At 55.9% G+C, this 24021-nt stretch carries 21 protein-coding genes; 9 read left to right on the top strand and 12 right to left on the bottom strand.

The genetic code is table 11. The annotated features are described in order from the left end of the window. Positions 1–23 precede the first annotated feature (23 nt). Entirely contained in the window at positions 24–2402 is a 2379-nt protein-coding gene (ppsA, locus tag LQ945_RS24475; protein ID WP_270101945.1) for a phosphoenolpyruvate synthase, read from the bottom strand. Positions 2403–2934: 532 nt separating this feature from the next. Between ppsA and ppsR the strand changes: the two genes are divergently transcribed. The 9 genes from ppsR (at position 2935) to LQ945_RS24430 (ending at position 11821) form a co-directional block, all read left to right on the top strand. Further along, the gene (gene ppsR, locus LQ945_RS24470; RefSeq protein ID WP_044550522.1) at positions 2935–3756 is read left to right on the top strand and encodes a pyruvate, water dikinase regulatory protein; all 822 of its coding nucleotides are present in this window, start codon (positions 2935–2937) and stop codon (positions 3754–3756) included. A 194-nt stretch (positions 3757–3950) separates the two neighbouring features. Then, positions 3951–4997, top strand: coding sequence for a 3-deoxy-7-phosphoheptulonate synthase (locus tag LQ945_RS24465; RefSeq protein ID WP_044550519.1), 1047 nt, complete (start codon positions 3951–3953; stop codon positions 4995–4997). A 102-nt stretch (positions 4998–5099) separates the two neighbouring features. Further along, a complete protein-coding gene (locus LQ945_RS24460; RefSeq protein ID WP_270101944.1) occupies positions 5100–5585 on the top strand; it encodes a glutathione peroxidase in 486 nt (161 codons plus the stop codon). Positions 5586–5753: 168 nt separating this feature from the next. Then, a complete protein-coding gene (hemP, locus tag LQ945_RS24455) occupies positions 5754–5939 on the top strand; it encodes a hemin uptake protein HemP (protein WP_044550514.1) in 186 nt (61 codons plus the stop codon). 189 nt (positions 5940–6128) lie between these two features. Continuing rightward, positions 6129–8114 carry a TonB-dependent hemoglobin/transferrin/lactoferrin family receptor gene (locus tag LQ945_RS24450; RefSeq protein WP_420136193.1) on the top strand — a complete coding sequence of 662 codons (1986 nt, stop codon included), beginning with the start codon at positions 6129–6131 and terminating at the stop codon, positions 8112–8114. A 63-nt stretch (positions 8115–8177) separates the two neighbouring features. Next, on the top strand, positions 8178–9212 hold the full coding sequence (locus LQ945_RS24445; protein WP_044550508.1) for a hemin-degrading factor: 1035 nt from the start codon (positions 8178–8180) through the stop codon (positions 9210–9212). Further along, a complete protein-coding gene (locus LQ945_RS24440; RefSeq protein ID WP_270101942.1) occupies positions 9209–10039 on the top strand; it encodes a heme/hemin ABC transporter substrate-binding protein in 831 nt (276 codons plus the stop codon). Before LQ945_RS24445 ends, LQ945_RS24440 begins: the two co-directional genes overlap by 4 nt. Continuing rightward, positions 10039–11043, top strand: coding sequence for a FecCD family ABC transporter permease (locus LQ945_RS24435; RefSeq protein WP_044550503.1), 1005 nt, complete (start codon positions 10039–10041; stop codon positions 11041–11043). Before LQ945_RS24440 ends, LQ945_RS24435 begins: the two co-directional genes overlap by 1 nt. After that, a complete protein-coding gene (locus tag LQ945_RS24430) occupies positions 11036–11821 on the top strand; it encodes a heme ABC transporter ATP-binding protein (protein ID WP_044550500.1) in 786 nt (261 codons plus the stop codon). The genes LQ945_RS24435 and LQ945_RS24430 overlap by 8 nt, the downstream gene beginning before the upstream one ends. A gap of 50 nt (positions 11822–11871) precedes the next feature. On the opposite strand, the gene LQ945_RS24425 is transcribed toward LQ945_RS24430, so the two are convergent. From LQ945_RS24425 to arnB, 11 genes are all read right to left on the bottom strand, one after another. Further along, positions 11872–13314, bottom strand: a complete 1443-nt coding sequence (locus LQ945_RS24425; protein ID WP_270101941.1) for a protein adenylyltransferase SelO — start codon at positions 13312–13314, stop codon at positions 11872–11874. Positions 13315–13560: 246 nt separating this feature from the next. Beyond that, positions 13561–14298 carry an EAL domain-containing protein gene (locus LQ945_RS24420; protein ID WP_270101940.1) on the bottom strand — a complete coding sequence of 246 codons (738 nt, stop codon included), beginning with the start codon at positions 14296–14298 and terminating at the stop codon, positions 13561–13563. Positions 14299–14850: 552 nt separating this feature from the next. Then, a complete protein-coding gene (locus LQ945_RS24415) occupies positions 14851–15864 on the bottom strand; it encodes a lipoate--protein ligase A (protein ID WP_270101939.1) in 1014 nt (337 codons plus the stop codon). Positions 15865–15921: 57 nt separating this feature from the next. Continuing rightward, positions 15922–16386 carry an NlpC/P60 family protein gene (locus LQ945_RS24410; RefSeq protein WP_041414519.1) on the bottom strand — a complete coding sequence of 155 codons (465 nt, stop codon included), beginning with the start codon at positions 16384–16386 and terminating at the stop codon, positions 15922–15924. Positions 16387–16560: 174 nt separating this feature from the next. Continuing rightward, entirely contained in the window at positions 16561–16953 is a 393-nt protein-coding gene (arnF, locus tag LQ945_RS24405; protein WP_020826634.1) for a 4-amino-4-deoxy-L-arabinose-phosphoundecaprenol flippase subunit ArnF, read from the bottom strand. Next, entirely contained in the window at positions 16950–17297 is a 348-nt protein-coding gene (gene arnE / locus LQ945_RS24400) for a 4-amino-4-deoxy-L-arabinose-phosphoundecaprenol flippase subunit ArnE (protein ID WP_270101938.1), read from the bottom strand. The genes arnF and arnE overlap by 4 nt, the downstream gene beginning before the upstream one ends. Then, positions 17294–18958 (bottom strand): lipid IV(A) 4-amino-4-deoxy-L-arabinosyltransferase, encoded by a 1665-nt coding sequence (arnT, locus tag LQ945_RS24395; protein ID WP_270101937.1) that lies wholly within the window; start codon positions 18956–18958, stop codon positions 17294–17296. The genes arnE and arnT overlap by 4 nt, the downstream gene beginning before the upstream one ends. Further along, positions 18955–19860 (bottom strand): 4-deoxy-4-formamido-L-arabinose-phosphoundecaprenol deformylase, encoded by a 906-nt coding sequence (gene arnD / locus LQ945_RS24390; protein ID WP_270101936.1) that lies wholly within the window; start codon positions 19858–19860, stop codon positions 18955–18957. Before arnD ends, arnT begins: the two co-directional genes overlap by 4 nt. Next, positions 19857–21839, bottom strand: a complete 1983-nt coding sequence (arnA, locus tag LQ945_RS24385) for a bifunctional UDP-4-amino-4-deoxy-L-arabinose formyltransferase/UDP-glucuronic acid oxidase ArnA (RefSeq protein WP_270103029.1) — start codon at positions 21837–21839, stop codon at positions 19857–19859. Before arnA ends, arnD begins: the two co-directional genes overlap by 4 nt. Then, complete coding sequence (gene arnC, locus LQ945_RS24380; protein WP_044550484.1) at positions 21839–22819, bottom strand: undecaprenyl-phosphate 4-deoxy-4-formamido-L-arabinose transferase; 981 nt, start codon at positions 22817–22819, stop codon at positions 21839–21841. The genes arnA and arnC overlap by 1 nt, the downstream gene beginning before the upstream one ends. Further along, positions 22806–23960 (bottom strand): UDP-4-amino-4-deoxy-L-arabinose aminotransferase, encoded by a 1155-nt coding sequence (gene arnB / locus LQ945_RS24375; RefSeq protein ID WP_270101935.1) that lies wholly within the window; start codon positions 23958–23960, stop codon positions 22806–22808. Before arnB ends, arnC begins: the two co-directional genes overlap by 14 nt. Between the last annotated feature and the right edge of the window lie 61 nt (positions 23961–24021).

The following is a 24021-nucleotide window of genomic DNA, read 5'->3' as shown; positions in this document are numbered from 1 at the left end:
ATGCGGAATCTTATGCCGAAGAATTACTTTTTCTTCGACAAATTAACCCAGGTTTGCACCACGGTGTCCGGGTTGAGCGACAGGCTGTCAATGCCCTGCTCCATCAACCACTCGGCGAAGTCCTCATGATCGGAAGGCCCCTGCCCGCAAATCCCGACGTATTTACCATGGCGCTTGGCCGCCTGAATCGCCATCGACAGCAGCGCCTTGACCGCCTCGTTGCGTTCGTCAAACAGTTCAGACACCACGCCAGAATCGCGATCCAGGCCCAGCGTCAGCTGAGTCATGTCGTTGGAGCCGATGGAGAAGCCATCGAAGTGTTCCAGGAACTGATCGGCCAACAGGGCATTGGACGGGATTTCGCACATCATGATCACTTTCAGGCCGTTTTCGCCACGCTTGAGCCCCTGGCGCGCCAATTCGGCGACCACCGCTTCCGCCTGCGCTACGGTGCGAACGAAAGGCACCATGATTTCGACGTTGGTCAGGCCCATTTCATTACGCACGCGTTTTACCGCGTCGCATTCCATCGCGAAACAATCGCGGAAGCTGTCGGCAACATAACGGCCGGCGCCACGGAAGCCCAACATCGGGTTCTCTTCATGCGGCTCGTATTTCTCACCGCCCACCAGGTTGGCATATTCGTTGGACTTGAAGTCAGACAGGCGCACAATCACCCGCTTTGGCCAGAATGCCGCGCCCAGCGTGGCGATCCCTTCCGTCAGGCGGCCCACATAGAACTCGACCGGATGGTCATAGCCCTGCATCAGCGCCTTGATTTCCTGCTGCAGCTCCGGGGTCTGCTGGTCGAACTCCAGCAACGCCCTCGGGTGCACGCCAATCATGCGGTTGATGATAAATTCCAGCCGGGCCAGGCCCACGCCTTCGTTTGGCAAGCGCGCGAAATCAAAAGCACGGTCTGGGTTGCCGACGTTCATCATGATTTTCAATGGCAGCTCAGGCAGCTCGGTCACTTCAGAACTCTGCACGCTAAAGTCGAGCATATCGCTGTACACAAAGCCGGTATCGCCCTCTGCGCAGGAAACGGTCACCTTCTGGCCGGCTTTCAGCAGATCGGTGGCATTACCACAGCCGACCACGGCAGGAATGCCGAGCTCGCGCGCGATGATCGCCGCGTGGCAGGTACGGCCGCCGCGGTTGGTGACGATCGCCGCCGCTTTTTTCATGATCGGTTCCCAGTCCGGGTCGGTCATGTCCGTCACCAGCACATCGCCTGGCTCAATAAGATCCATTTCGCTGATGTTGTGGATGACTTTTACCGGGCCTGCGCCAATGCGGTGGCCGATTGCGCGTCCTTCCACCAGCACCGGGCTGTTGCCGTTAAGCTGATAACGCTCCATCGTCTGTTCGTTGGAGCGCACGGTTTCCGGACGGGCCTGCACAATCAGCAGTTTGCCGGTATGACCGTCTTTGGCCCACTCGATATCCATCGGGCGGCCGTAGTGTTTTTCGATCAGCAGTGCCTGATGCGCCAGGCCCTGTACTTCTTCGTCGGTCAGAGAGAAACGATTGCGTTGCTGCTCTGGCACATCTTCGATTTGTACCTGCTTGCCGTGATCTTGTGAAGGTGCGTAGACCATGCGGATTTTCTTCGAACCGAGATTACGACGCACGATAGCCGGCTTGCCTTTCAGCAGCGTCGGTTTATGCACGTAGAACTCGTCAGGGTTTACCGCGCCCTGCACCACCATTTCACCCAGGCCGAAGGCGGAGGTGATAAACACCACCTGATCAAAACCGGATTCGGTATCGATGGTGAACATCACGCCGGAAGACGCCAGGTCAGAGCGCACCATCCGCTGCACGCCGGCCGACAAGGCCACGCCGCGGTGATCGTAACCCTGATGCACGCGGTAAGAGATGGCACGATCGTTAAACAGTGAGGCATACACGTGCTTGATCGCCACCATCACGGCGTCGATGCCCTGCACGTTGAGGAAGGTTTCCTGCTGGCCGGCAAAGGAGGCGTCCGGCATGTCTTCTGCGGTAGCGGAGGAGCGTACGGCAAAAGAGGCCTCCGGCTCGCCGTCTGCCAGCTGCTGGTAAGCCAGGTTTATTTCGCGTTCAAATTCTGCGTGGAACGGCGTGTCGATAACCCATTGACGGATTTGCGCGCCGGCCTTGGTCAGTTGGGCAATGTCGTCAACGTCAGTTTGATCCAGTAACTGATAGATGCGCTGGTTAACACCGCTTTGCTCGAGGAAATCGTTAAACGCCTGCGCGGTGGTGGCAAAACCGTTTGGCACGGCTACGCCCAAATCGGAAAGATTGGTGATCATTTCACCGAGGGAGGCATTTTTGCCGCCGACACGGTCAACGTCGTGCATGCCGAGCTGGTTGTACCAAAGCACATTACGCAAGTCTGGGCCATTGTTGGACATCGAGACAATCCTTATTGCTATCAGTAGGGTATAGACGGATTTAATTCGCTTGCTTTCTCAGCGCCGCTAAAACGGTGCCGAATCAGACTAGCACAATGATCCATAGGAAATGGAAAGGTGAATCGATCAACCCGGCGAAGAAAATGGATTTTAGGAAAACTTCCTGAAATGAAAAATGAGGATGGAATCGTTCCCTGTCGCACTAATAGCTTAAAACTCAACAAATTAAATAATTTTTAAACTTGAGTTTTAAAAACCCTATTTTTCATCATGACTTTGGTGAAAATAACATCGCCCTGGCGAACAATTCCTCAAGAAAAAGAAACCTCCATTTTTCATAAAATTTAAAATATCGTTTCAATAAATAACGCTTCGACGAAAGCTTATTCCCTTATCGTCAAAATTAATCGACGACTCTGCCCTCACTATCACATTTTTTTTGCCCGCCCCTTTACCGCTCGATCATCTCAAGCCCATGATAAGAGCAAGCAGGCGCGATAACTGCATCACCGTTTCAGGTAAGGAGCCTCGGGTGGAAAGAAGCGTTTTTTATATTTCGGATGGCACGGCGATCACCGCCGAGGTTTTGGGCCACGCCGTGCTGTCACAATTTCCGGTGAAGGCCACGACCTTTACGCTGCCCTTCGTCGAAACCGAGGCGCGAGCCCGGGGAGTCTGTCAGCAGATTAACGATATCTATCAAGAGACCGGCGTGCGGCCACTGGTGTTTTACTCGATCATTTCGCCGGAAGTGCGCAAAGTCATCACCCAGAGCGAAGGGTTCTGTCAGGATATTGTCCAGGCACTGGTAGGCCCGCTGCAGGGCGAGCTGGAAGTAGAGCCCACCCCGGTCCCGAATCGTACCCACGGCCTGACGGCCAGCAACCTCGGTAAATACGATGCCCGTATCGCGGCTATTGACTACACGTTAGCCCACGATGACGGCATTTCGCTGCGCAATCTCGACCAGGCCCAGGTGATTTTGCTCGGGGTTTCACGCTGTGGCAAAACCCCCACCAGCCTGTACCTGGCGATGCAATTCGGCATCCGCGCCGCCAACTACCCTTTTACCGCCGATGATATGGACAATTTACACCTTCCCGCCGCGCTGAAGCCGTTTCAGCACAAACTTTTCGGCCTGACGATCGACCCGGAGCGTTTGGCCGCCATCCGTGAAGAACGGCGCGAAAACAGCCGTTATGCTTCTATTCGCCAGTGTCGGATGGAGCTTGCCGAGGTGGAAGCGCTGTTCCGTAAGAACCAGATCCGTTATCTCAATACCACCAATTATTCGGTAGAAGAGATCTCGACCAAAATTCTGGACATTCTGGGCATGAGCCGCCGGATGTTCTAGCTTTCACGCGGTGGGCCGGTACCCTGCCGCGTGTTGATTATTTCTCCACTGGCGACGTTTTTTGTGCTTTTTTTAGCGATTCTGATCAACAGAACACAGTTTCTCCGGTTGAATTCATCGGTTTTTACGTTATTGTGATCGCCATCACTTCCCGGCACTCCTGCCGCAGCGAAGAAAAGTCTTTAGAGAAAATCATGCACAAAACAGATGAACTGCGGACCGCGCGCATCGACAGCCTTGTCACGCCGCAAGAACTGGCGGAGAAGTTGCCGATCTCGGCGGAAATCGCGGATAACGTGACGGCCTCCCGGCAACGCATTGAAAAAATCCTGACCGGTGAAGATCGCCGCCTGCTGGTGGTTATCGGCCCATGCTCGATACACGATCTCGACGCCGCCGTAGACTATGCCGGTCGCCTGAACGCGTTGCGCATTCGTTACCAGGATCGCCTGGAAATCGTGATGCGCACCTATTTTGAAAAACCGCGTACCGTGGTGGGCTGGAAAGGCCTGATCTCCGATCCGGCGCTGGATGGCAGCTTCCAGGTAAATCGTGGCATCGAAATGGCGCGTCGGCTGCTGCTGGAAGTGAACCAGCTTGGACTGCCTACCGCTACCGAATTCCTCGATATGGTGGTCGGTCAATACATCGCCGACCTGATCAGTTGGGGCGCGATTGGCGCACGGACCACTGAAAGCCAGATCCACCGTGAGATGGCCTCGGCGCTCTCCTGCCCGGTGGGTTTCAAAAACGGTACCGACGGCAATACCCGCATCGCCATTGACGCTATCCGTGCGGCGCGCGCCGGGCATATGTTCCTGTCCCCGGACAAACACGGCCAGATGACTATCTATCAAACCAGCGGCAATCCTTACGGTCATATCATCATGCGCGGTGGCAAAACACCGAACTACCATGCTACCGATATCGTTGCCGCCTGCGACAGCCTGCGTGAGTTCGACCTGCCGGAACACCTGGTGATCGACTTCAGCCACGGCAACTGTCAGAAACTGCATCGCCGCCAGTTGGAAGTGGCAGAAAATGTTTGCCAGCAAATCCGCGCCGGCTCCGCTGCCGTAACCGGCGTGATGGCGGAAAGCTTCCTGGTGGAAGGCACCCAGAAAATTGTGGCCGGTCAGCCGCTCACCTACGGTCAGTCAATTACCGATCCTTGCCTGAGCTGGGCCGACAGCGAACAGCTGCTGGCCATGCTGGCGGATGCGGTAGATACCCGCTTCTGATGCCAAAGCCGGGGCGCCCGTCCCGGTTTTTTCTCCTGTCACCCGCTCATCTATACTGTTAGCAATGCCCGCATTCCCCTGAAAAGGATTTGGAACCTCGATATGATCCACTCACTGTTATCTATCCCCTGCGTCACCCTGCAAGGGGAACACAAAACGCTGGGGGACTTCCCCGCCCGAGCCTATCTGGTGGTTAACACCGCCAGCAAATGCGGTTTTACGCCGCAGTACCGCGGGCTGGAAAACCTGTGGCAGTATTACCGCGAACGAGGGCTGATGGTGCTGGGCTTTCCCTGTAATCAGTTCGGTTCACAAGAACCCGGCAATCCCCTGGAGATCGCCAACTTCTGCACCCTGAACTACGGCGTCAGTTTCCCGCTGTTCGGTAAGATTGACGTCAATGGCCCGGATGCGCATCCGCTGTTCAACGAATTGAAACGCCTCGCTCCGGGCGTACTGGGCAGCCAGCGAATCAAATGGAACTTCACCAAATTCCTGTTGACCGCCGACGGCCAGAGGGTGAAACGCTTCGCGCCGATCACCAAACCCGAGCGCCTGTTTGACCGCATCGAAACCCTGCTGAAATAACCTTGTTTTAGACGGGCTGAGCCCCTTCAGCCCCTGTCACCTCCCCTTCCTGCAAAAAGGTTCCATCGGTAAGAAAATTTTCCTTGATGTAACCTTTCGTTCACATGATAATGATTCTCACTTTGATATTAATTACTATTTAACGGTCTGTTTTATAAACACATGACGATGGATAATCACAATCACAATGTCCCCGCCAAAGCCGCTAGCCCCGCGGCGAGCGGCCTGACCTCGCCTCCTTGCTACGACAGCGCGCAGCTGCTTGATGCAGACGGCGTGGCGATCATCATCCATCAGGGCCAGCGTTATCAGCTGCGGCAGACCAAAGCCGGGAAATTGATCCTGACCAAATAACACCCATCCCTCAACGCCAGCCACCCCGATCGATGTTGATCCAGGCAGCCAGCAAATCTATTGATATGTTAAAAACATACGGAGAGTTGCGACATGCCTCTGATCCCTTACACCCGGCTGCGTTTATCCGCATTGAGTCTGGCGATTGCCTGCGCTCTGCCGACGGTGACTTTTGCACAAACCAACCACATGGCTTCTTCTTCCAGCGATGTGTCGGCTAAAACGGACAAAGCCAGCGACGAAACCCTGACTGTCGCCGCCACCGGTAACGCACGCAGCAGCTTTGAAGCGCCGATGATGGTCACCGTGATCGAAGGCAATACCCCTGAGAGCCAGACGGCCACCAGCGCCGCCGACATGCTGCGCCGCGTGCCGGGTATTACCGTTAATGGCACCGGTCGTACCAATGGCCAAGATGTTTTCATGCGCGGCTACGGTAAAAACGGCGTACTGACGCTGGTAGACGGCATCCGTCAGGGCACCGACACTGGTCATCTTGGTGCCACTTTCCTGGATCCGGCACTGGTAAAACGCATTGAAGTGGTACGCGGCCCTTCGGCCCTGCTGTACGGCAGCGGCGCACTGGGCGGCGTCATTGCTTATGAAACCGTGGATGCCGCCGATCTGCTGCTGCCGGGTCATGACACCGGGTTCCGGGTTTACGGCACCGCCGGCAGCGGCGATCACAGCCTGGGTATGGGTGCCAGCGCCTACGGCAAGACCGACAACCTCGACGGCCTGCTGTCATTCGGCACCCGCGACGTTGGCGATTTGCGCCAGGGCAATGGTTTTGACGCGCCCAACGACGAGACCATCAGCAATGTGCTGGCCAAAGGCACCTGGAAGATTGATGAAAATCAATCATTAAGTGGTGACCTCCGCTACTACAATAATCGGGCTCAGGAACCGAAAAACCCGCAGGAGTCCGCTAGCAGCAGCGGTAACCTGATGACCGACCGTTCAAGCATCCAGCGTGACGGTCAACTCAGCTACAAACTTAAACCGGTGGGTCAGGATTGGCTCGACGCCGTAGCCAAAGTCTATTATTCCGAAGTGGAGATCAACGCCCACTCCCATGGCAACGAAGACGAGGCGCGCAAACAAACTACCCGTGGCGCGAAGCTGGAGAACCGTACTCGCCTGTTTGCCGACACTTTCGCTTCTCATCTGTTTACCTATGGCAGTGAAGCTTACAAGCAGGAACAGACGCCAGGCGGCGCGACAGAGAGCTTCCCACAAGCGAAAATCAACTTTGCCTCCGGTTGGTTACAAGATGAAATTACCCTCCGAGACCTGCCGGTGACCCTGCTTGCCGGGACTCGTTACGATAACTACAAAGGCTCCAGCGACGGCTATGCGGATGTGGATGCTGACAAGTGGTCGTCCCGTGGCGCTATCAGCGTTACGCCAACTGATTGGCTGATGTTGTTCGGTTCTTACTCGCAGGCATTTCGTGCGCCGACCATGGGTGAAATGTATAACGACTCTAAACACTTTTCTATTCCCATGGGACCTACCACCATCACCAACAATTGGGTACCCAATCCGAATCTGAAACCGGAAACTAATGCCACTCAAGAGTATGGTTTCGGGCTGCGCTTTGACGATCTGCTCTTAGCTGACGATAGTCTGCAATTCAAAGCCAGTTACTTCGACACCAAAGCCCGAGACTACATCACTACCGACGTCACCATGGAGTTGGGACGTGGTCCCCGTGGCCCTTATTGCATCAGTTGCACCACTTTCTCGACCAATATCGATCGTGCGAAGATCTGGGGTTGGGATGCCATGCTGAGCTATAAAACGCCCATTTTTGGCTGGGATTTGGCATACAACCGAACACGTGGAAAAAATGAAACCAGCGGCGAATGGTTAAACAGCATCAATCCTGACACTGTTACCAGCACGCTGGATATCCCGCTGGGTGAAACCGGTCTTTCTACCGGGTGGGTCACGACGCTGGCCCAACGCGCCAGCCGTGTAGAAACCGGCACGCCGGAGCAAGGCGGCTACGGCGTCAACGATTTCTACCTGAGCTATAAAGGTCGCGATCGTCTGCAGGGCGTCACCACCACCGTGGTGCTGGGCAACGCCTTCGACAAAGAATACTACTCGCCGCAGGGCATTCCGCAGGATGGCCGTAACGCCAAACTGCTGGTCAGCTACCAGTGGTAACGTTTTAAGTCCGGCGGGCAACCCGAATGCCCGCCGATTGAACCTCACACAGGAGAACTATCTATGAGCAATACCCTCTATGAACGCTACCAGCAGGCCAAAATTGATAACCCAGGCAAATACGCGCGCGATCTGGCCGAGCTGCTTGGCGTCAGCGAAGCGGAACTGACCCATGCTCGCGTTGGTCAGGATACCCGTCGTCTGCAGGCCGATGCCCGTACCCTGCTGACCGAGCTGGAGCAGGTTGGCGTCACCAAATCCATCACCCGTAACAGCTACGCGGTGCACGAGCAGATGGGACGCTACCTCAACCAACACCTGAACGGCCACGCGGGGCTTATCCTCAACCCACGCGAGTTGGATTTGCGGCTGTTCCTCAACCAGTGGGCCAGCGCCTTCGCGATGAGCGAAACCAACAAGCGCGGTGTACGTCACAGCATTCAGTTCTTCGATCATCAGGGTGACGCGTTGCATAAGGTGTACACCACCGACGAAACCGACCTGGCCGCCTGGATGGCACTGGTGGAACGCCATCTGAGTGCAGAAAATCCGGCGTTGGAACTGAAAGCCCCGGACGCCACCGTCAGTAACGCCGCGCCGGACAACGAAAAGATCGACCGCGAATGGCGTGAAATGACCGACGTTCACCAGTTCTTCCAGTTGTTAAGCCGCAATAAGCTGACGCGTCAGCAGGCCTTCAAGGCCGTCGGCAACGATTTGGCCTACCGGGTGGATAACAGCGCCCTGTCCCAGTTGCTCAACGCAGCGTTGGGCCTGCAAAACGAAATCATGATTTTTGTCGGCAACCGTGGTTGCGTGCAGATCTTCACCGGTCAGATCGAGCGTCTAATGCCGCAGGAAGGCTGGATTAACGTGTTTAACCGTCGTTTCACCCTGCACCTGATCGAAGACGCCATTGCCGAAAGCTGGATCACCCGCAAGCCGACCAAAGACGGCTTTGTCACCAGCCTGGAGCTGTTTGCCGCGGACGGCACGCAAATCGCCCAGCTTTACGGCCAGCGTACCGAAGGCCAACCGGAACAAACCCAGTGGCGTGAGCAGGTTGCCGCGCTTGAACCCAAGGACATTGCCGCATGAAACCCTCATTGACCCGTCGCCTGGCGTTGTGGATTGCGCTGGCGTTACCCTTCACCGCTGCGGCGGCGGAACGGATTGTCTCGATAGGCGGTGACGTCACCGAAATTGCCTTCGCACTCGGCGCGGGCGATGAAGTGATTGCGCGAGACAGCACCAGTCTGCAGCCGGAAGCCGTCAAAAAGCTGCCGGATGTCGGCTACATGCGTCAGCTCAATGCCGAAGGTATTCTGGCATTGAAACCCTCTCTGGTGCTGACGACAGAACTGGCCGAACCGGCGCTGGTGCTCAAACAGCTGGAAGAAAGCGGCGTTAAGGTCGTGCGTATTCCGGGTGATACCACGTTGCAAAGCGTGCCGGAGAAAATCGAGGTGATCGCCAATGCGTTGCAGCGCACCGAGCAAGGCAAAAAGCTGAGCGAACGGTATCAGCAACAGCTGGCGGCGGTGAAAACCGATGCTCTGCCGGTCAAGGTCCTGTTCGTCATGAGCCACGGGGGCATTACGCCGATGGCCGCCGGGCAGCACACCGCTGCCGACGCGGTCATCACGGCCGCAGGCTTGAAAAATGCGATGCAGGGATTCAGTCGCTATCGTCCGCTGTCGCAGGAAGGCGTGATCGCCAGCGCGCCCGACCTGCTGTTGGTCACCACAGACGGCATAAAAACGCTCGGTGGCCAACAACAATTGTGGAACTTGCCGGGCGTCGCGCTCACGCCAGCGGGGAAAAACCACCGCGTGCTGGTGGTTGACGATATGGCTCTGCTGGGCTTTGGGCTGGAAACGCCGGCGGCGTTGGCCAAACTGCGCCACGCGGCGGAGCAAAAGTAATGCGCAGTCGCACTTCCCCACGCCTGGCGATTGCCAGCCTGCTGGTGTTACTGGCGCTGCTGGCGCTGGGGGCCGCCAATATGGGTGCGCTGACCCTGTCGTTCCGCACCCTGTGGCAACAGCCGTTCAGCGATACCGCCTGGCATATCTGGCTAAACATCCGCCTGCCGCGCGTACTGCTGGCGGTGGTGATCGGTTGTGCACTGGCGGTATCTGGCGCCGTGATGCAAGGGTTGTTTCGCAATCCGTTGGCCGATCCCAGCCTGCTGGGCATCAGCAGCGGCGGCGCGCTGTTTGTCGCGCTGATTATCGTGATGCCACTGGCGTTGCCCCCGGTGATTGCCCTGTACGGCCATATGCTGGCGGCGTTCCTCGGCAGCATGCTGGTGTCGCTGTTGATCTACGGTATCAGCCGTAGCGGTCACGGCAGCCTGTCGCGCCTGCTGCTGGCGGGGATTGCTATCAACGCCCTGTGCATGGCGGCGATTGGCGTGCTGTCTTATCTCAGCAACGACCAACAGCTACGTCAGTTTTCCCTGTGGATGATGGGCAGCCTTAGCCAGTCGCAGTGGCCGACGCTGGTGGTTTGCGCCTCCCTGATCCTGCCGGCCACCTTGCTGACCCTGCTACAGGCGCGTCGTCTGAACCTGTTGCAACTGGGGGATGAAGAAGCACATTACCTCGGGGTCAACGTCCAGCGCGCCAAGCTGCAACTGCTGTTGCTTAGCGCCTTGCTGATTGGCGCCTCGGTGGCGATGAGCGGCGTGATTGGCTTTATCGGTCTGGTGGTACCGCACCTGGTGCGTATGCGCCTCGGCGGCGATCACCGCTGGCTGCTGCCCTGCTCTGCGTTGGGCGGCGCCTGCCTGCTGTTGGTCAGCGACACGCTGGCCCGCACCCTGGTGGCGCCGGCAGAAATGCCGGTCGGGTTGATGACCAGCCTGATCGGCGGGCCTTACTTCTTATGGCTGGTCATGCGCCAGCGGGAGCGTGTGGGTGGATAACTCATCAAGCCTGACGGCGCAGCAATTACGTTACAGCCTGGGTTCACGCCGGCTGATCAACGACGTTTCGCTCAGCATCGCCAGCGGCGAGATGGTGGCGATCATCGGGCCAAACGGCGCAGGCAAGTCTACGCTGCTGCGGCTGTTAACCGGTTATCTGGCGCCGGGCTGTGGCGAATGCCAGTTGCTGGGCCAACCGCTCGAACAGTGGCAACCGCAGCAGTTGGCGAAGGTACGCGCGGTGATGCGCCAGCACAGTGATTTGGCCTTTCCCTTTACCGTTGAGGAAGTGGTCAGCATGGGACGCGCGCCGCACGGCAAACGCGATGCACGGCAAGCGGTGCAACAGGTGATGGCGCAAACCGACTGCCTTGAGCTGGCCCAACGTGATTATCGCCAACTTTCCGGCGGCGAGCAGCAGCGGGTACAGCTGGCCCGCGTGCTGGCGCAACTTTGGCAACCACAGCCCACACCGTCCTGGCTGTTCCTTGACGAACCGACTTCGGCACTGGATCTCTACCACCAGCAACATACGCTGAGGTTGCTGCGCACGCTTACGCGCCAACAGCCGATTGCGGTCTGTTGCGTGCTGCATGACCTCAACCTGGCCGCGCTGTATGCCGACCGTATTTTACTGCTGCATCAGGGGCAATTGGTCGCCTCAGGTACGCCGCAGGAGGTGTTGCAGGCGGAAATCCTCACCCGCTGGTATCAGGCAGATTTGGGAGTAGTGCATCATCCGGAAGTGGCGTTACCGCAGGTGTATTTGCGCCAGTAATGGCTGTACCGGGCGCGATCCTCTTCGCGCCCGTCATCCTTTCATCTCATTTAGCTCGAGCAGGATATCTCCAGATGCTTGCCCCAATCCGGCGGCAATGCGGCGAGATCGTCATACTCCGGCGCGTCGGCAAACGGCGTCAACAAGGCCTGATGCAGGCGCGCCAGTTTGCTGACATCATCCCGTTCGGCACTTTCAATCGCCTGCTGTGCCAGATAGTTGCGCAGGATCAGCTTCGGGTTCACCGCCTTCATCGCCTGTTGACGCTCCGCGTCGCTCACCTGTTCTTGCTGCAAGCGCTGGCGGTATTGTTGGTACCAACTGTCGAACGCAGCGCGATCGATAAATTCATCACGCAGCGGCGACTGTGCCTGTTGCTGTTCGGTTTGGCTTAACAAGCGGAAGGTTCGGCTGTAGTCCCGGCCCTCTTGCACCATCAGGCTCAGCAGACCGGTAAGCAGATCGTTATCCTGCTGCGACGGGGTGAAGAAACCCAGCTTGGCGCGCATCTGTTCCCCGTAAGCCCGCATCAGGGCCGGCTCATAGGCCGCCAGCGCCTGCTGCAGCTGTTCGGTACTCATCAGCCCGGACAGGGTCTGAGCCAGCCGATGGAGGTTCCACAGCGCCACCGCCGGTTGGTTATCGAAGGCATAACGCCCCTGATGATCGGAGTGGTTGCAAATATAGTCGGGCTTGTAGTCGTCGAGGAAGCCATAGGGGCCATAGTCGAGGGTAAGACCAAGAATCGACATGTTATCGGTGTTCATTACGCCGTGAGCGAAACCGACGGTCTGCCAATGGGCGATGAGCCGCGCAGTGCGTTCGACCACGTCGGTAAACCACAGTAAGTAGCCCTCCGCCTGATCTTGCAACTGCGGCCAGTGACGGGCAATGACAAAATCGGCCAGTTGCTGCACCTGTTCCGGCTGCTTACGGTAATAAAAGTGCTCGAAGTGGCCGAAACGCACGTGGCTTTCCGCCACGCGTAGCAACATAGCGCCACGCTCAGGTTGTTCACGGTAAACCGGCTCTTCACTGGTCACAATGGTCAATGCACGGGTGGTTGGAATGCCCAGATGGTGCAGTGCCTCGGAGGCGAGGAACTCACGGATCGCCGAGCGCAGCACCGCACGGCCGTCGCCCATGCGTGAATAAGGCGTCAATCCCGCCCCTTTCAGGTGCCAGTCCATGCTGCGACCATCTGCCAGGCGTTGTTCACCCAGCAAAATCCCCCGGCCATCGCCCAGTTGCCCAGCCCAGACGCCGAACTGGTGGCCACTGTAGACCTGTGCCAGCGGTCGCATGCCCGGCAGCAGCGTTTCACCCGCCCAAATCGGGGTTTTGTCCTGGGTAAACCAGCTTTCGTCCAGCCCCAGTTCGCGCGCCAGCGGTTCGCTGTGATACAGCAAACGAGCGCCTTTCAGCGGCGTGGGATTCAATTCGGTATAAAAACCGGCTAACTGATGTTGGTAAGCGTTTTCAAACTGCGGCATAGGCCCTCCGTTCCACCTAGTGTAGAGCTTGGACGGGGCGATTAACACAGAGGAAATGCAGGGAGAACGCATCTGCCTGATACCTGGGCAGATGCGGGGATCAGCGTTTATGCCGATACGGTTTGAATGCCTTTTTACGCTGAACGGAAAAATACCCGATCGGCGAGAAAATCATAATGAATAACAGCGCCGGAATCACAACTGACATCATCCAGTCCATTATTGGCTCCGTTGTGTGTAGTACTCTCAATTATTGTTATTGAACTCATCGGGTGTTACCCGTAACGCCGCCAGATTATCCACACCAACGCTGGGCCATAAAAAACCTTGCAGGCCAAAAACCCCGGCGTGTCTGAGCTTATTAAAATATTCCCTTTTTTCTATTCCTCCGACGATTACCCCTTTGCACAGCAGATTGATATTCTTTAATAGCGAGTCAATGACCACGTCATATCCCTGATGGGTAAACAACTGCCAGTAAAAACGCTTGTCGATCTTCACGTAGTCGAACAACCCGTCATACAAGGCGGTCAAGGTCGCCTGACCGGAGCCGAAATCATCCAACCACAGCGAAAATAATTCGCTCAGCCGGAGGATCTTTGGGTTGTTCTTGCCGGCCGACAGATTCGGGAATCCCTCACTGATTTCAAAGGCAATGAATGACCATTGCCGGATACGATCACAGAGTTGACCGTCAGCGAGAATCAAATCGACCAGGGTTTCTTCAATATTAAGCGTCAACAGAACGTCGTTTTCGACAAACCAGGGTGCATTCTGTTCTGCCAGTTTCAATTGCTCATTAAATAACTCAATCTTTTGCTCAGCGGTCAGTAAATTAATCCCAATGTCAGCCGGCATAGCCAAATCACCGTCCAGACTATTAAAGCGGTTCAAGATTTCCACCGCTAACAGCCTGCCCTCCATTGAGTAAACAGGTTGAAAAACATAGCTACTAATAAAGTCAGCTTCGAATTGTATTTTCATTTCAATGCCACAGGCTGAATGGCGAGCACCTCATCGTATATCAATATATTTTATCGATCAATCCCTCTGAGATTAATCGGAAATATCAATGCAAATAGTGATAACTTATCATTTAATTGATAGATTAAAGCTATGTTGTGTTCAGGTGGCGCTGAATCAAAGCCAATTTGGCTTAAGGCAAAATTGCCGTAACCTCACTGAATTCAAACTGGATTTAGGTTAAGTAATATAGTTACACTGAAAATTTGGCTTATCGCCATTGTTTTCATTAAAGAAATTCTTAAGTAAATCTAAATATCAATTAAGCATGAAATCTACACAAGCGCAAGCCTGTCGCCAACTGATTAAATTTAATAACACATCAATTCCGTACGTTATTCTTTGCATTGAAACAGCAAAAAAATGCACACCTTGATTTATGGGAAATTCATGCTACCCGCTATTGTGGTGGATTTCGGTAGCTGAGAATCAACAACAACAATAAAGCGGAACAAACTTTCGGCATAAAAAAAGGATGACAGCCGTCATCCCTTGATATTTGAATCGTGGTTATTATTTGATCGTTTCGACCAACCATTGCCGCAGCTCGGCTAACTCGACAGCCTGCTCCGGAAACTGAGCAATCAGCTTGTCGCAGCACTCTGCCAAGGCTTCACTGCGGTAGGCGCAGCCCACCAACATCTCTGCCAAGCGCTGCAACGGTGCCGGACTAAGGCTGTCGGTGAAAATCTGCGACCGGCAGATAAGGCCTTTCTCTACGTCAAAAAAGATATCCACCCCACCCCAAACAAAGCGTTCATTCAGCAAATGGCTAAATGCCGGCGCCTTGCCGAAATTCCATTCCCAACTGCTCTGTTTGGCAAACTGCGTGGCAAAATCCGGCAGGTCGGGATAAACATCCGGTGAGATGATTTCCGCCGTGGCGGTCTCGCCATAGTGGTCGAAAAAGGCCTGAGTCACCGCATCGCAAACCTGCTGGTGAGTGATGTCAGACTTAAATTCCACCAGGTTGGCCACGCGGGAGCGTACCGAGGTGATGCCTTTGGCCTGCAGCTTTTTGGGATCCGGATTAAGATAATTTGCCAGACGGTTAAGATCGGCATTCAGCAGCAAGGTGCCATGGTGAAATCCGCGATCCTGCGTTTCCCGATAGGCCGAGCCGGAGATTTTACGCACGCCTTCCGGCGTTTCGATCACCAGATCATTACGGCCCGACGCCGTGGCAGAAATACCCAACTGCGCCAACGCCTGCAGAATGATGCCGGTGGAAAGGGTTTTGTCGTAACCCGGTTTACCCGCCATAAAGGTAAAACAGGTGTTGCCCAAATCGTGAAATACCGCCCCACCGCCGCTGCTGCGACGAGCCAGGCGAATGCCGTCCTGCTCCATTCGCCGGGTGTTGCACTCTTTCCACGGGTTTTGTGACTGGCCTATGACCACCGTTTCGGCATTGCGCCATAAGAACAGGATTTTCTGCGTGGTCATTTCGCGGAAGATGCACTCTTCCACGGCCAGATTAAACCAGGGGTCGTAAGAATCGGAAATCAGTAAGCGTAAGTTATTCATGGCGGTCCCCGTTAAGCACGTGATACCGCCATGATACACCAAATCAACAGCTTAAGATTAAATGCGCCGCGCCTGCCAGTAGGCTTTTTTCCAATACACATTGTCCAGCGAGGAGCGCATCACGCCACGGCTGGTGGAGGCATGAATAAACTGATCGTTGGTATCATAAATGCCAACGTGCAAACCGTTCTCACCGCCGCCGGTTTTGAAAAACACCAGATCGCCCGGCATCAGCTCATCGCGCGAAACTTTGGTTCCCAGCGAGGTTTGTTCCACCGTCGAACGAGGTAATTGCATATCGAAACGGTCGCGGAAGGTGCGATAAACGAAACCGGAGCAGTCGACGCCGCCGCGATCCACCCCACCGTAACGATAAGGTGCGCCGTACCATTGACGCAGTTGCTCATTCAACTGAGCCACCACCACGATAGAGTCCGCCAACCGACCGCTGGGCGGCGGTGCATGGCTGCTGCAACCGGCAAGAATTAAACTGGCTAATAAAAACCAAATACGCATCCGCATAATATCCCTTCATTGAACAGGTTGCCGCAGCATGCCGCCCGGTAAAAGTATACCGCCTGCGAGGCAAAGCCGGCACCCCATAAGGAAAGCGCTATTTGGGGCTAATTTATCCCCCAGTAGGGGAAAAAGGCAAGCGCGGTGAAGGAGATAATCGCAGTGGCGCCACTTTTTGCGCTATTGAGGCGTTTTTACCTTGGCCTGGCTGTTAATCAGCCACACGCCAAACAGGATAAACAGCGTTCCCAACGTTTTCAACAGGGTGGCGGATTCGTTAAACCACGGCAGGATCACCGCGGCCAGGTACACCAGCGCATAGCTCACACTCAGCAATGGGTAAGCGCGGTTTAGCGGAAGATGATGCAGTGCGAAGAACCAGCACAGCATGGACAGTGCGTAGCCAAAAATACCGCCGCTAACCGCCAGTAACGGCACCCAGTATTGGGCAAACAGGCTCAGCGTAACGTCGGCAAACGACATCAATGGGATCTGCGCCATGCCCCATTTCATCAGCAGTTGCGCCAACGTGACCAGTAGCACGCTGGCCGCGCCCCAGGCGTAACCCCTCATGGATTGATACTCATCAGCAGGATCCCCAGCATGATCGACGCCACGCCGCACCAATGGCGTACGGTGGTAGGTTCTTTAAACAACCATCGGGCTGCCAATGTCACCAACACAAAATTCAGGCTGAGCGTCGGATAAGCCAGGCTGAGCGGTAAACGTTGCAGCACGTTGAGCCAGACCGCCATGCCCCCCCCCAGCAACAGCACCGCCAGTATCAGCCAGCGCAGCGTCGCCCCCCGCCTCACGCCGGGGGGCAATTGCCAGCTTTGGGCCGCTTGTTTCTGGCACAGCTGCCCACCACAGGTGAGCAGACTGACCACCAGCACCAGCAAGTAGCCGACTATCATGGCTGCTGTTGATACCAAAGCAGCGCCAAGCGGTTCATCTCAACCACTTTGTCCGCTGCCGGCAAGTTTTGCGGCACGTGATCTCCTCTCGACAGTTGTAATACCAATGAGACGTCGCCCTGTTTGCGCGCCTGCGCCAGCCACTGCGGGAAATCGGCATCGCTGATGAAATGGCTGCGGGCATCCGGATAGGCCAGGCCATAAGCCACTTCGCCTTTCTCGCTGAACATCAGCACGTCGCTGCGCTTCAACTCCCAGGCCAGCCCTGCCGCTACCCCTGCACTGTCAGTCAATACGTAACGACTGTGGCCCAACTGCGCCATATTCGCGCTGATAAAGTTTTGCGGCAGCTTGGAATCAGTGACCTGCTGCGGAATGGCGTAACCCACCAGCAAGCACAGCAGTAGCGGACAAGCCGCCGCCCAGCGCCAACGTTGTGCGTTATTACGCGCCGACACTATGGCAAACAACAGCCAACCGGCGAACATAATAATGCCGATGACGATCTTCGGCCACTCCTGAGCCCCGAACAGCTTCACCTTCGGCAGCAATCCTGAGCCCAGCACCAGCAGCGCCACCACGCAAATCAGGCCAAACAAACCGTTCAGCAATGCGTTGACCTTGAACATTTTACTGCGCAAGGATGCCGCATAGTCCTCGGCGTAAGCGGCCATTAACAGCGCCAACGGTGCCATGCACGGCAAAATATAGGTCGGCAGTTTGCCTTTGGCGATGCTGAAAAAGATCAGCGGCATCATCACCCAACTCAGCAGGAAGAACAGCTCCGGTCGCTGCACGCGCTCACGCCACCCCTTGAGCAAGGATCCCGGTAACAACGCCAGCCATGGCAACACCGCCGCCATCAAAATCGGAATGTAATACCAGAACGGCGCTTTATGCTGGGCATTATCCTCGGCGAAGCGCTGAATATGTTCCACCCAGAAGAAGTAGTTCCAGAAGTCCGGCTCACGTTGAGCAATGGCCAGTGCCCAAGGCAGGCTAAGCAATACCGCAGTCAGGATCGCCAGCGGGCCGTAGATTAACAAATCTTTGATCCGCCGCTGCTGAATGACTATCGGGATCACTGCGATCACCGGTACCGCCAGCGCCAGGAACCCCTTGGTCATAAAGCCCATGCCGCAGGCCAGCCCCAGCAGCACGTAGCCGCCCAGTTTGCCCTTGACCGTGGTGGCTTTCACCGTCAGGTAATAACTGACCATGGCCGCCGCCAGCCACAGGGAAATCATCGGATCCAGCACGCTGTACGTGCCGATGCTGAACACCAGCACCATTGACAGGAAAATCAGCGTCGCCAGGCTGGCACGGCGCGCGTTGCGCCACATCAGCATCGCCAGCGCGAACACCAGCACGGCGGTCATGCCGGTACTGAATACCGAGCCAAAACGCACCGCGAAGTTGGTATCGCCAAACAGCCACTGGCTGATGTTGTTGAACCAATATCCGGCAACCGGCTTTTCAAAATAACGCAGCCCAAGCAGATGCGGCACTACCCAGTCGCCGCGTTGCAGCATTTCACGGCTGATCTCGGCGTAGCGAGTTTCGTCCGGTTGCCATAACAGGCGACCATTGAGGGGGATCAGGTAAACCAGAGCAAAAAAAATGGCCAACACAATGGCCCAGGATCCTTTTAGCGCCTTCATGAATCGTCCTTCACATCGGTTTGACAACCCAGCCAACCTTCGCGGCCAGGGAAAGGAGCACGCTCGACGCGGCCCAATGGCAATGACGCCAAATCTTGTGGCAACAAGGCGCTTAACGGACAGAATTCTATGCCCTGCCGTTGCGCCCGCTGCAGTAACTGCTCAAACATCGCCGCCTGTGACATCCCCTCTACTTCGGTATGAATGGTGTACACCGGCACGCCACGGTCGTTTTCAATCGCCTGTAAAATATAATCGTTGAAGTCAGCCATGCTGACCTCGCTGCCAATCACCTCATCAAAGGTTGGTAACGTCACCGGGATCTGCACGGTGCCCACGCGGCCATCGCTTAACACCGGACGGAACGGATGGGTACCGCGACAATCGCTGTTGTAGTGAAAACCGAAGCGCTGCTTCACTTCCAGCACCCGCGTATCCGCGCGCCAACCGGCAACGGCCGAGCATTTTACCGGCAGCCCGGTACTGGCGGTCAGCGCATCCACACCCAGCTGCACCTGTTGCGTCAGTTGCGCCTCAGACCAACGGCCGACTTTGGCCTGCCAGCCCTGATGATCCCAGGCGTGCAGGCCCACTTCATGCCCGGCCTGCGCCGTGAGTTTCATCAATGGCCCCAGGGCACGGGCGATATTACGCCCCGGCCAGGCGGTGCCGGCCAACAGAATATCCCAGCCGTAGAGCGACGCAGCCTTCGAGCGCAGCATTTTCCACAGGAACTTCGGACGTAAAAGGCGCCACAAATGGCGCCCCATATTGTCCGGCCCTACGCTGAAGAAGAAACTGGCCTGAATGTTGTACTTGTCGAACAACTCCAGCAACTGCGGTACCCCTTCACGGGTACCGCTGAAAGTATCTACATCAACTCGCAGACCGACTTTCTTCATGCACCGTCACCTTCCTGAACGGTGGTACGCAAGAAGTAGTCCAGGGTATCGGCAACGGTTTGCTGCATCGCGATGGTCGGCTGCCAGTCCAGCAGGCGGCGGGCATTCTTGATGCTTGGCGTACGGTGCTCAACGTCCTGATAACCCTTGCCGTAATAGCTGCTGCTTTCGACATCCTTAAAGCCGGCAAACGGCGGGAAACGGTCGCGCAACGGGTGATTGTTGAAACTTTCGAGCAGCATTTCCGCCAGTTCGCGGATGCTGGCCTCGTTGGTCGGGTTACCGATGTTGACGATTTGGCCATCGCACAGGCCGTCGCGATTTTCGATAATACGGAACAGCGCTTCGATACCGTCGTTGATATCGGTAAAGCAGCGTTTTTGCGCCCCGCCGTCCATCAGTTTGATCGGCGAACCTTCCACCAGATTGAGGATCAACTGGGTGATGGCGCGGGAAGAACCGATGCGCGCTGCATCCAGGTTATCCAGGCGCGGTCCCATCCAGTTAAACGGACGGAACAGCGTGAACTTCAGCCCTTCCTTGGCACCATAGGCCCAGATCACTCGGTCAAGCAGCTGTTTGGACACCGAGTAGATCCAGCGTTGTTTGTTGATGGGCCCGACGATCAGGCGGGAATGATCTTCATCGAATTCCTTGTCGTCGCACATGCCGTACACTTCGGAAGTGGACGGGAAGATGATGCGTTTGTTGTATTTCACGCAGTCACGAACGATCTTCAGGTTTTCTTCAAAATCCAACTCGAACACGCGCAGTGGATTGCGGGTGTACTCGATCGGGGTGGCGATGGCCACCAGCGGCAGAACGACATCACATTTTTTGATGTGATATTCGATCCACTCGGAATGGATGCTGATATCCCCTTCCACAAAGTGGAAGCGCGGGTTATCCAGGAAACGGCTAATGGCATCAGAACCGATATCCAAACCGTAAATATCGTAACGGTCGTCACGCAGCAGGCGCTCGGTCAGGTGGTTACCGATAAAGCCGTTAACGCCGAGGATCAGTACGCGGGTACGGCGCTTCATCACTGCGTTGGGCTTGGCGGCCAGACGTACGTCGGTGACGATGCCCATTTCCTGCGCCAGACGGCTACCCTGTACGTACAGGCCAGCATCGTTTTGACCGGCAACGATTTCCAGTGCGCCTTCACCGCAGGCAATAACCAGTGGCGAAGTGCTGAGCACGGTACCAGGTTGTTTGTCATGCTGTGCATCCAGCACACGAGCACGCCAGACAATCAGTTTACGCTGGCCGAGATAGCTGAAAGCGCCAGGGTAAGGCTCGGTCACTGCGCGGATCAGGTTATTGATTTCCTGCGCGGATTTGTGCCACAGGATCTCGCCGTCTGCCGCTGTCCGACGACCAAAATAGCTGGCTTCAGCTTCGTTTTGTGCGCTGAATGAAGCCGTACCGTTTTTCAGCTTCGGCAATTCGTCTTTCAGCAGCGCTTGCGCCGCCTCCAGCACTTTCTTGTGCAACGTCAGCGCAGTATCTTCAGCGGCGATCGCCACTTTGCGTTGGCCGACGATGTCACCGGCGTCCGGGCGCTTGACCATTTTGTGCAGCGTAGCGCCGGTTTCTGTTTCGCCGTTCACCAGCGCCCAGTTCACCGGTGCGCGACCACGGTAACGAGGCAGCAGTGAGCCGTGCAGGTTGAAACCGCCAAGCGGCGCCAGCGACAGGAGTTCGTCGCTCAGCAGATTACGGTAATAGAAGGAGAAAATGATGTCCGGCTGCAGCTGGCGAATACGCTCGATCCACAGCGGGTGGTTAACGTCCTCCGGCGCATAGACCGGTAACTCCAATTCTGCACCCACACGGGCAACGGAGGAGAAGAAGTTGTTCTCACCAGGATCGTCGGTATGCGTGAATACTGCTTGAACGTCATAGCCTGCGTCAGTCAGCGCTTTCAGACCTGCGCAGCCAATATCATGGTAAGCAAATACAATAGCTTTCATCATTCTTCTTCCTGAGTATTGTGGTTCGGCTGTTCACCGACCACTTTCTGAACAAAATAACGGGGACGAGCGCGCACGTCGGTATAGATGCGACCGATGTACTCTCCCAACAAACCCATGCCGACAAATTGGGCGCCAATAAAGGAAAACAGTACGGCAAACAGGGTGAACACCCCGCCGCCCGCCCATTCAGGGCCCATAATCAAACGCAGCGCGATCAGCAAGACCGCCAGCAGAAAACCTGAGAGCGCAATCACACTGCCCACGACGCTCAGCAAACGCAGCGGCGTGGTGGTCAAACAGGTGATCAGGTCATACATCAGATTGATCAGCTTCATCAGGCTGTATTTTGAGTCGCCAAACTCGCGTTCGGCGTGCAGCACGTCGATTTCAGTGGTGCGCCGGGCGAAGGTGTTCGCCAGAATTGGAATAAAAGTGCTGCGCTCGTGGCAGTTCAGCATCGCTTCGATAATATGGCGGCGATAGGCGCGTAACATACAGCCGTAGTCGCCCATCGATTTACCGGTGGCGCGCTGGATCATCATATTGATGACGCGGGAAGCACTTTTGCGGAACCAGGAGTCCTGACGGTTGGCACGCACGGTGCCGACCACGTCGTAGCCCTCTTCTGCCACTCGCACCAGGCGCGGGATCTCTTCCGGCGGGTTTTGCAAATCGGCATCCAACGTGATCACCAGATCACCGCTCACCTGATTGAAACCGGCCATAATCGCCGAGTGCTGTCCGTAGTTACGGTTCAGCAAGACCGCAATCACACAGCTGCCGGGCTGTTCGGCGGCGGCAGTCAACATATCGGCAGAATTGTCGCTGCTGCCGTCATCGACCAGGATAATTTCATAAGGCTGGGCCAGCTGTTTACAGGCGGCGGTGGTACGCTCAAGCAAGGCAGGCAAACTTTCCTGCTCGTTGTACACCGGGATCACCACCGAAACTTTTTTTATCGGTTCAACGCGAGACACGTAAAGACTCCACAACAGAAGACAAGGCTTTGACCACCCGATCAACATCGGCGTCGGTCATATCAGGGAATAGCGGCAAGGTGCATAAACGCGCCGAGTTCCATTCGGTATTGGGCAAGGACAATTGCGGATAACGCTCACGGTAAAACTTCTGAGTATGCGCCGCGCGGAAATGCAGCCCGGTACCAATGCCCACCTCTTTCAGGCGTTCCATCAGTTGGTCGCGATCAATACCGCAACGTTCGGCGTCAACGCGCACCATAAACAGGTGCCAGGCGTGGTCATGCGGATAATCAGGCAACCCCAGCGGCAGGAAAGGTGAACCTTCCAGCGCAGTGAGATAACGCTGAGCCAGCTCTTTACGGCGGACGTTCAACTGCGGCAGACGTGCCAACTGCACGACGGCGATGGCCGCGTGGATATCGGAAAGGTTGTATTTGTAACCCGGCTCCACCACTTCGGCCTGCGGCTTGCGCCCCAGTTGCTGGCGGTCGAAAGCGTCAACGGCCAGACCATGAAACTTCAGACAGCGCAGACGATCCGCCAGTGCATCATCGTCGGTGGCAATCAGTCCACCTTCGGCACAGGTCAGGTTTTTAATCGCGTGGAACGAGAAGATTGCCGTTCCTTGTCCGCCAATCCATTCACCGTTGTAACGGGAACCCACCGCATGAGCGGCGTCTTCAATCAGCGGCAGGTTGTGGCGTTTGGCCACGTCTCGCAATGCGTCCATTTGCAGTGGCGCACCGGCATAATGCACCGGGACAATGGCTTTGGTTTTGGTCGTAATGGCGGCTTCAACATCCCTGGCATTGACCATCAACGTATCGCGGTCAACGTCGATCATTACCGGCGTTGCACCGAGCAGTTCGATCATGTTAAGGGTTGAAACCCAAGTTTGTGAGGGAGTGATGACTTCATCGCCGGGGCCAATGCCCAGCGCCATCAGGGTGATATGCATGCCGGCGGTAGCGGAACAGACGGCGATGGCGTGTTTGCAGCCGAAGGTGGCGCAAAACTCACTTTCCAACTGCTGATTTTGCGGTCCGGTGGTGATCCAACCGGAGCGCAGTACCTTTTCTACCGCCGCGATTTCTTCATCGCCAATCGCCGGGCGTGAGAAAGGTAAAAATTGATCCATAGTTAACCCCAAACGTATCAAATTTCTTTTAATGACACTGTAGATCTCTTTTATTTAACGA

Origin of the sequence: Serratia liquefaciens, assembly GCF_027594825.1 — a bacterium.
Taxonomy (GTDB): Bacteria; Pseudomonadota; Gammaproteobacteria; order Enterobacterales; family Enterobacteriaceae; genus Serratia; species Serratia liquefaciens_A.
This window is presented reverse-complemented; position numbering and strand designations above follow the sequence as displayed.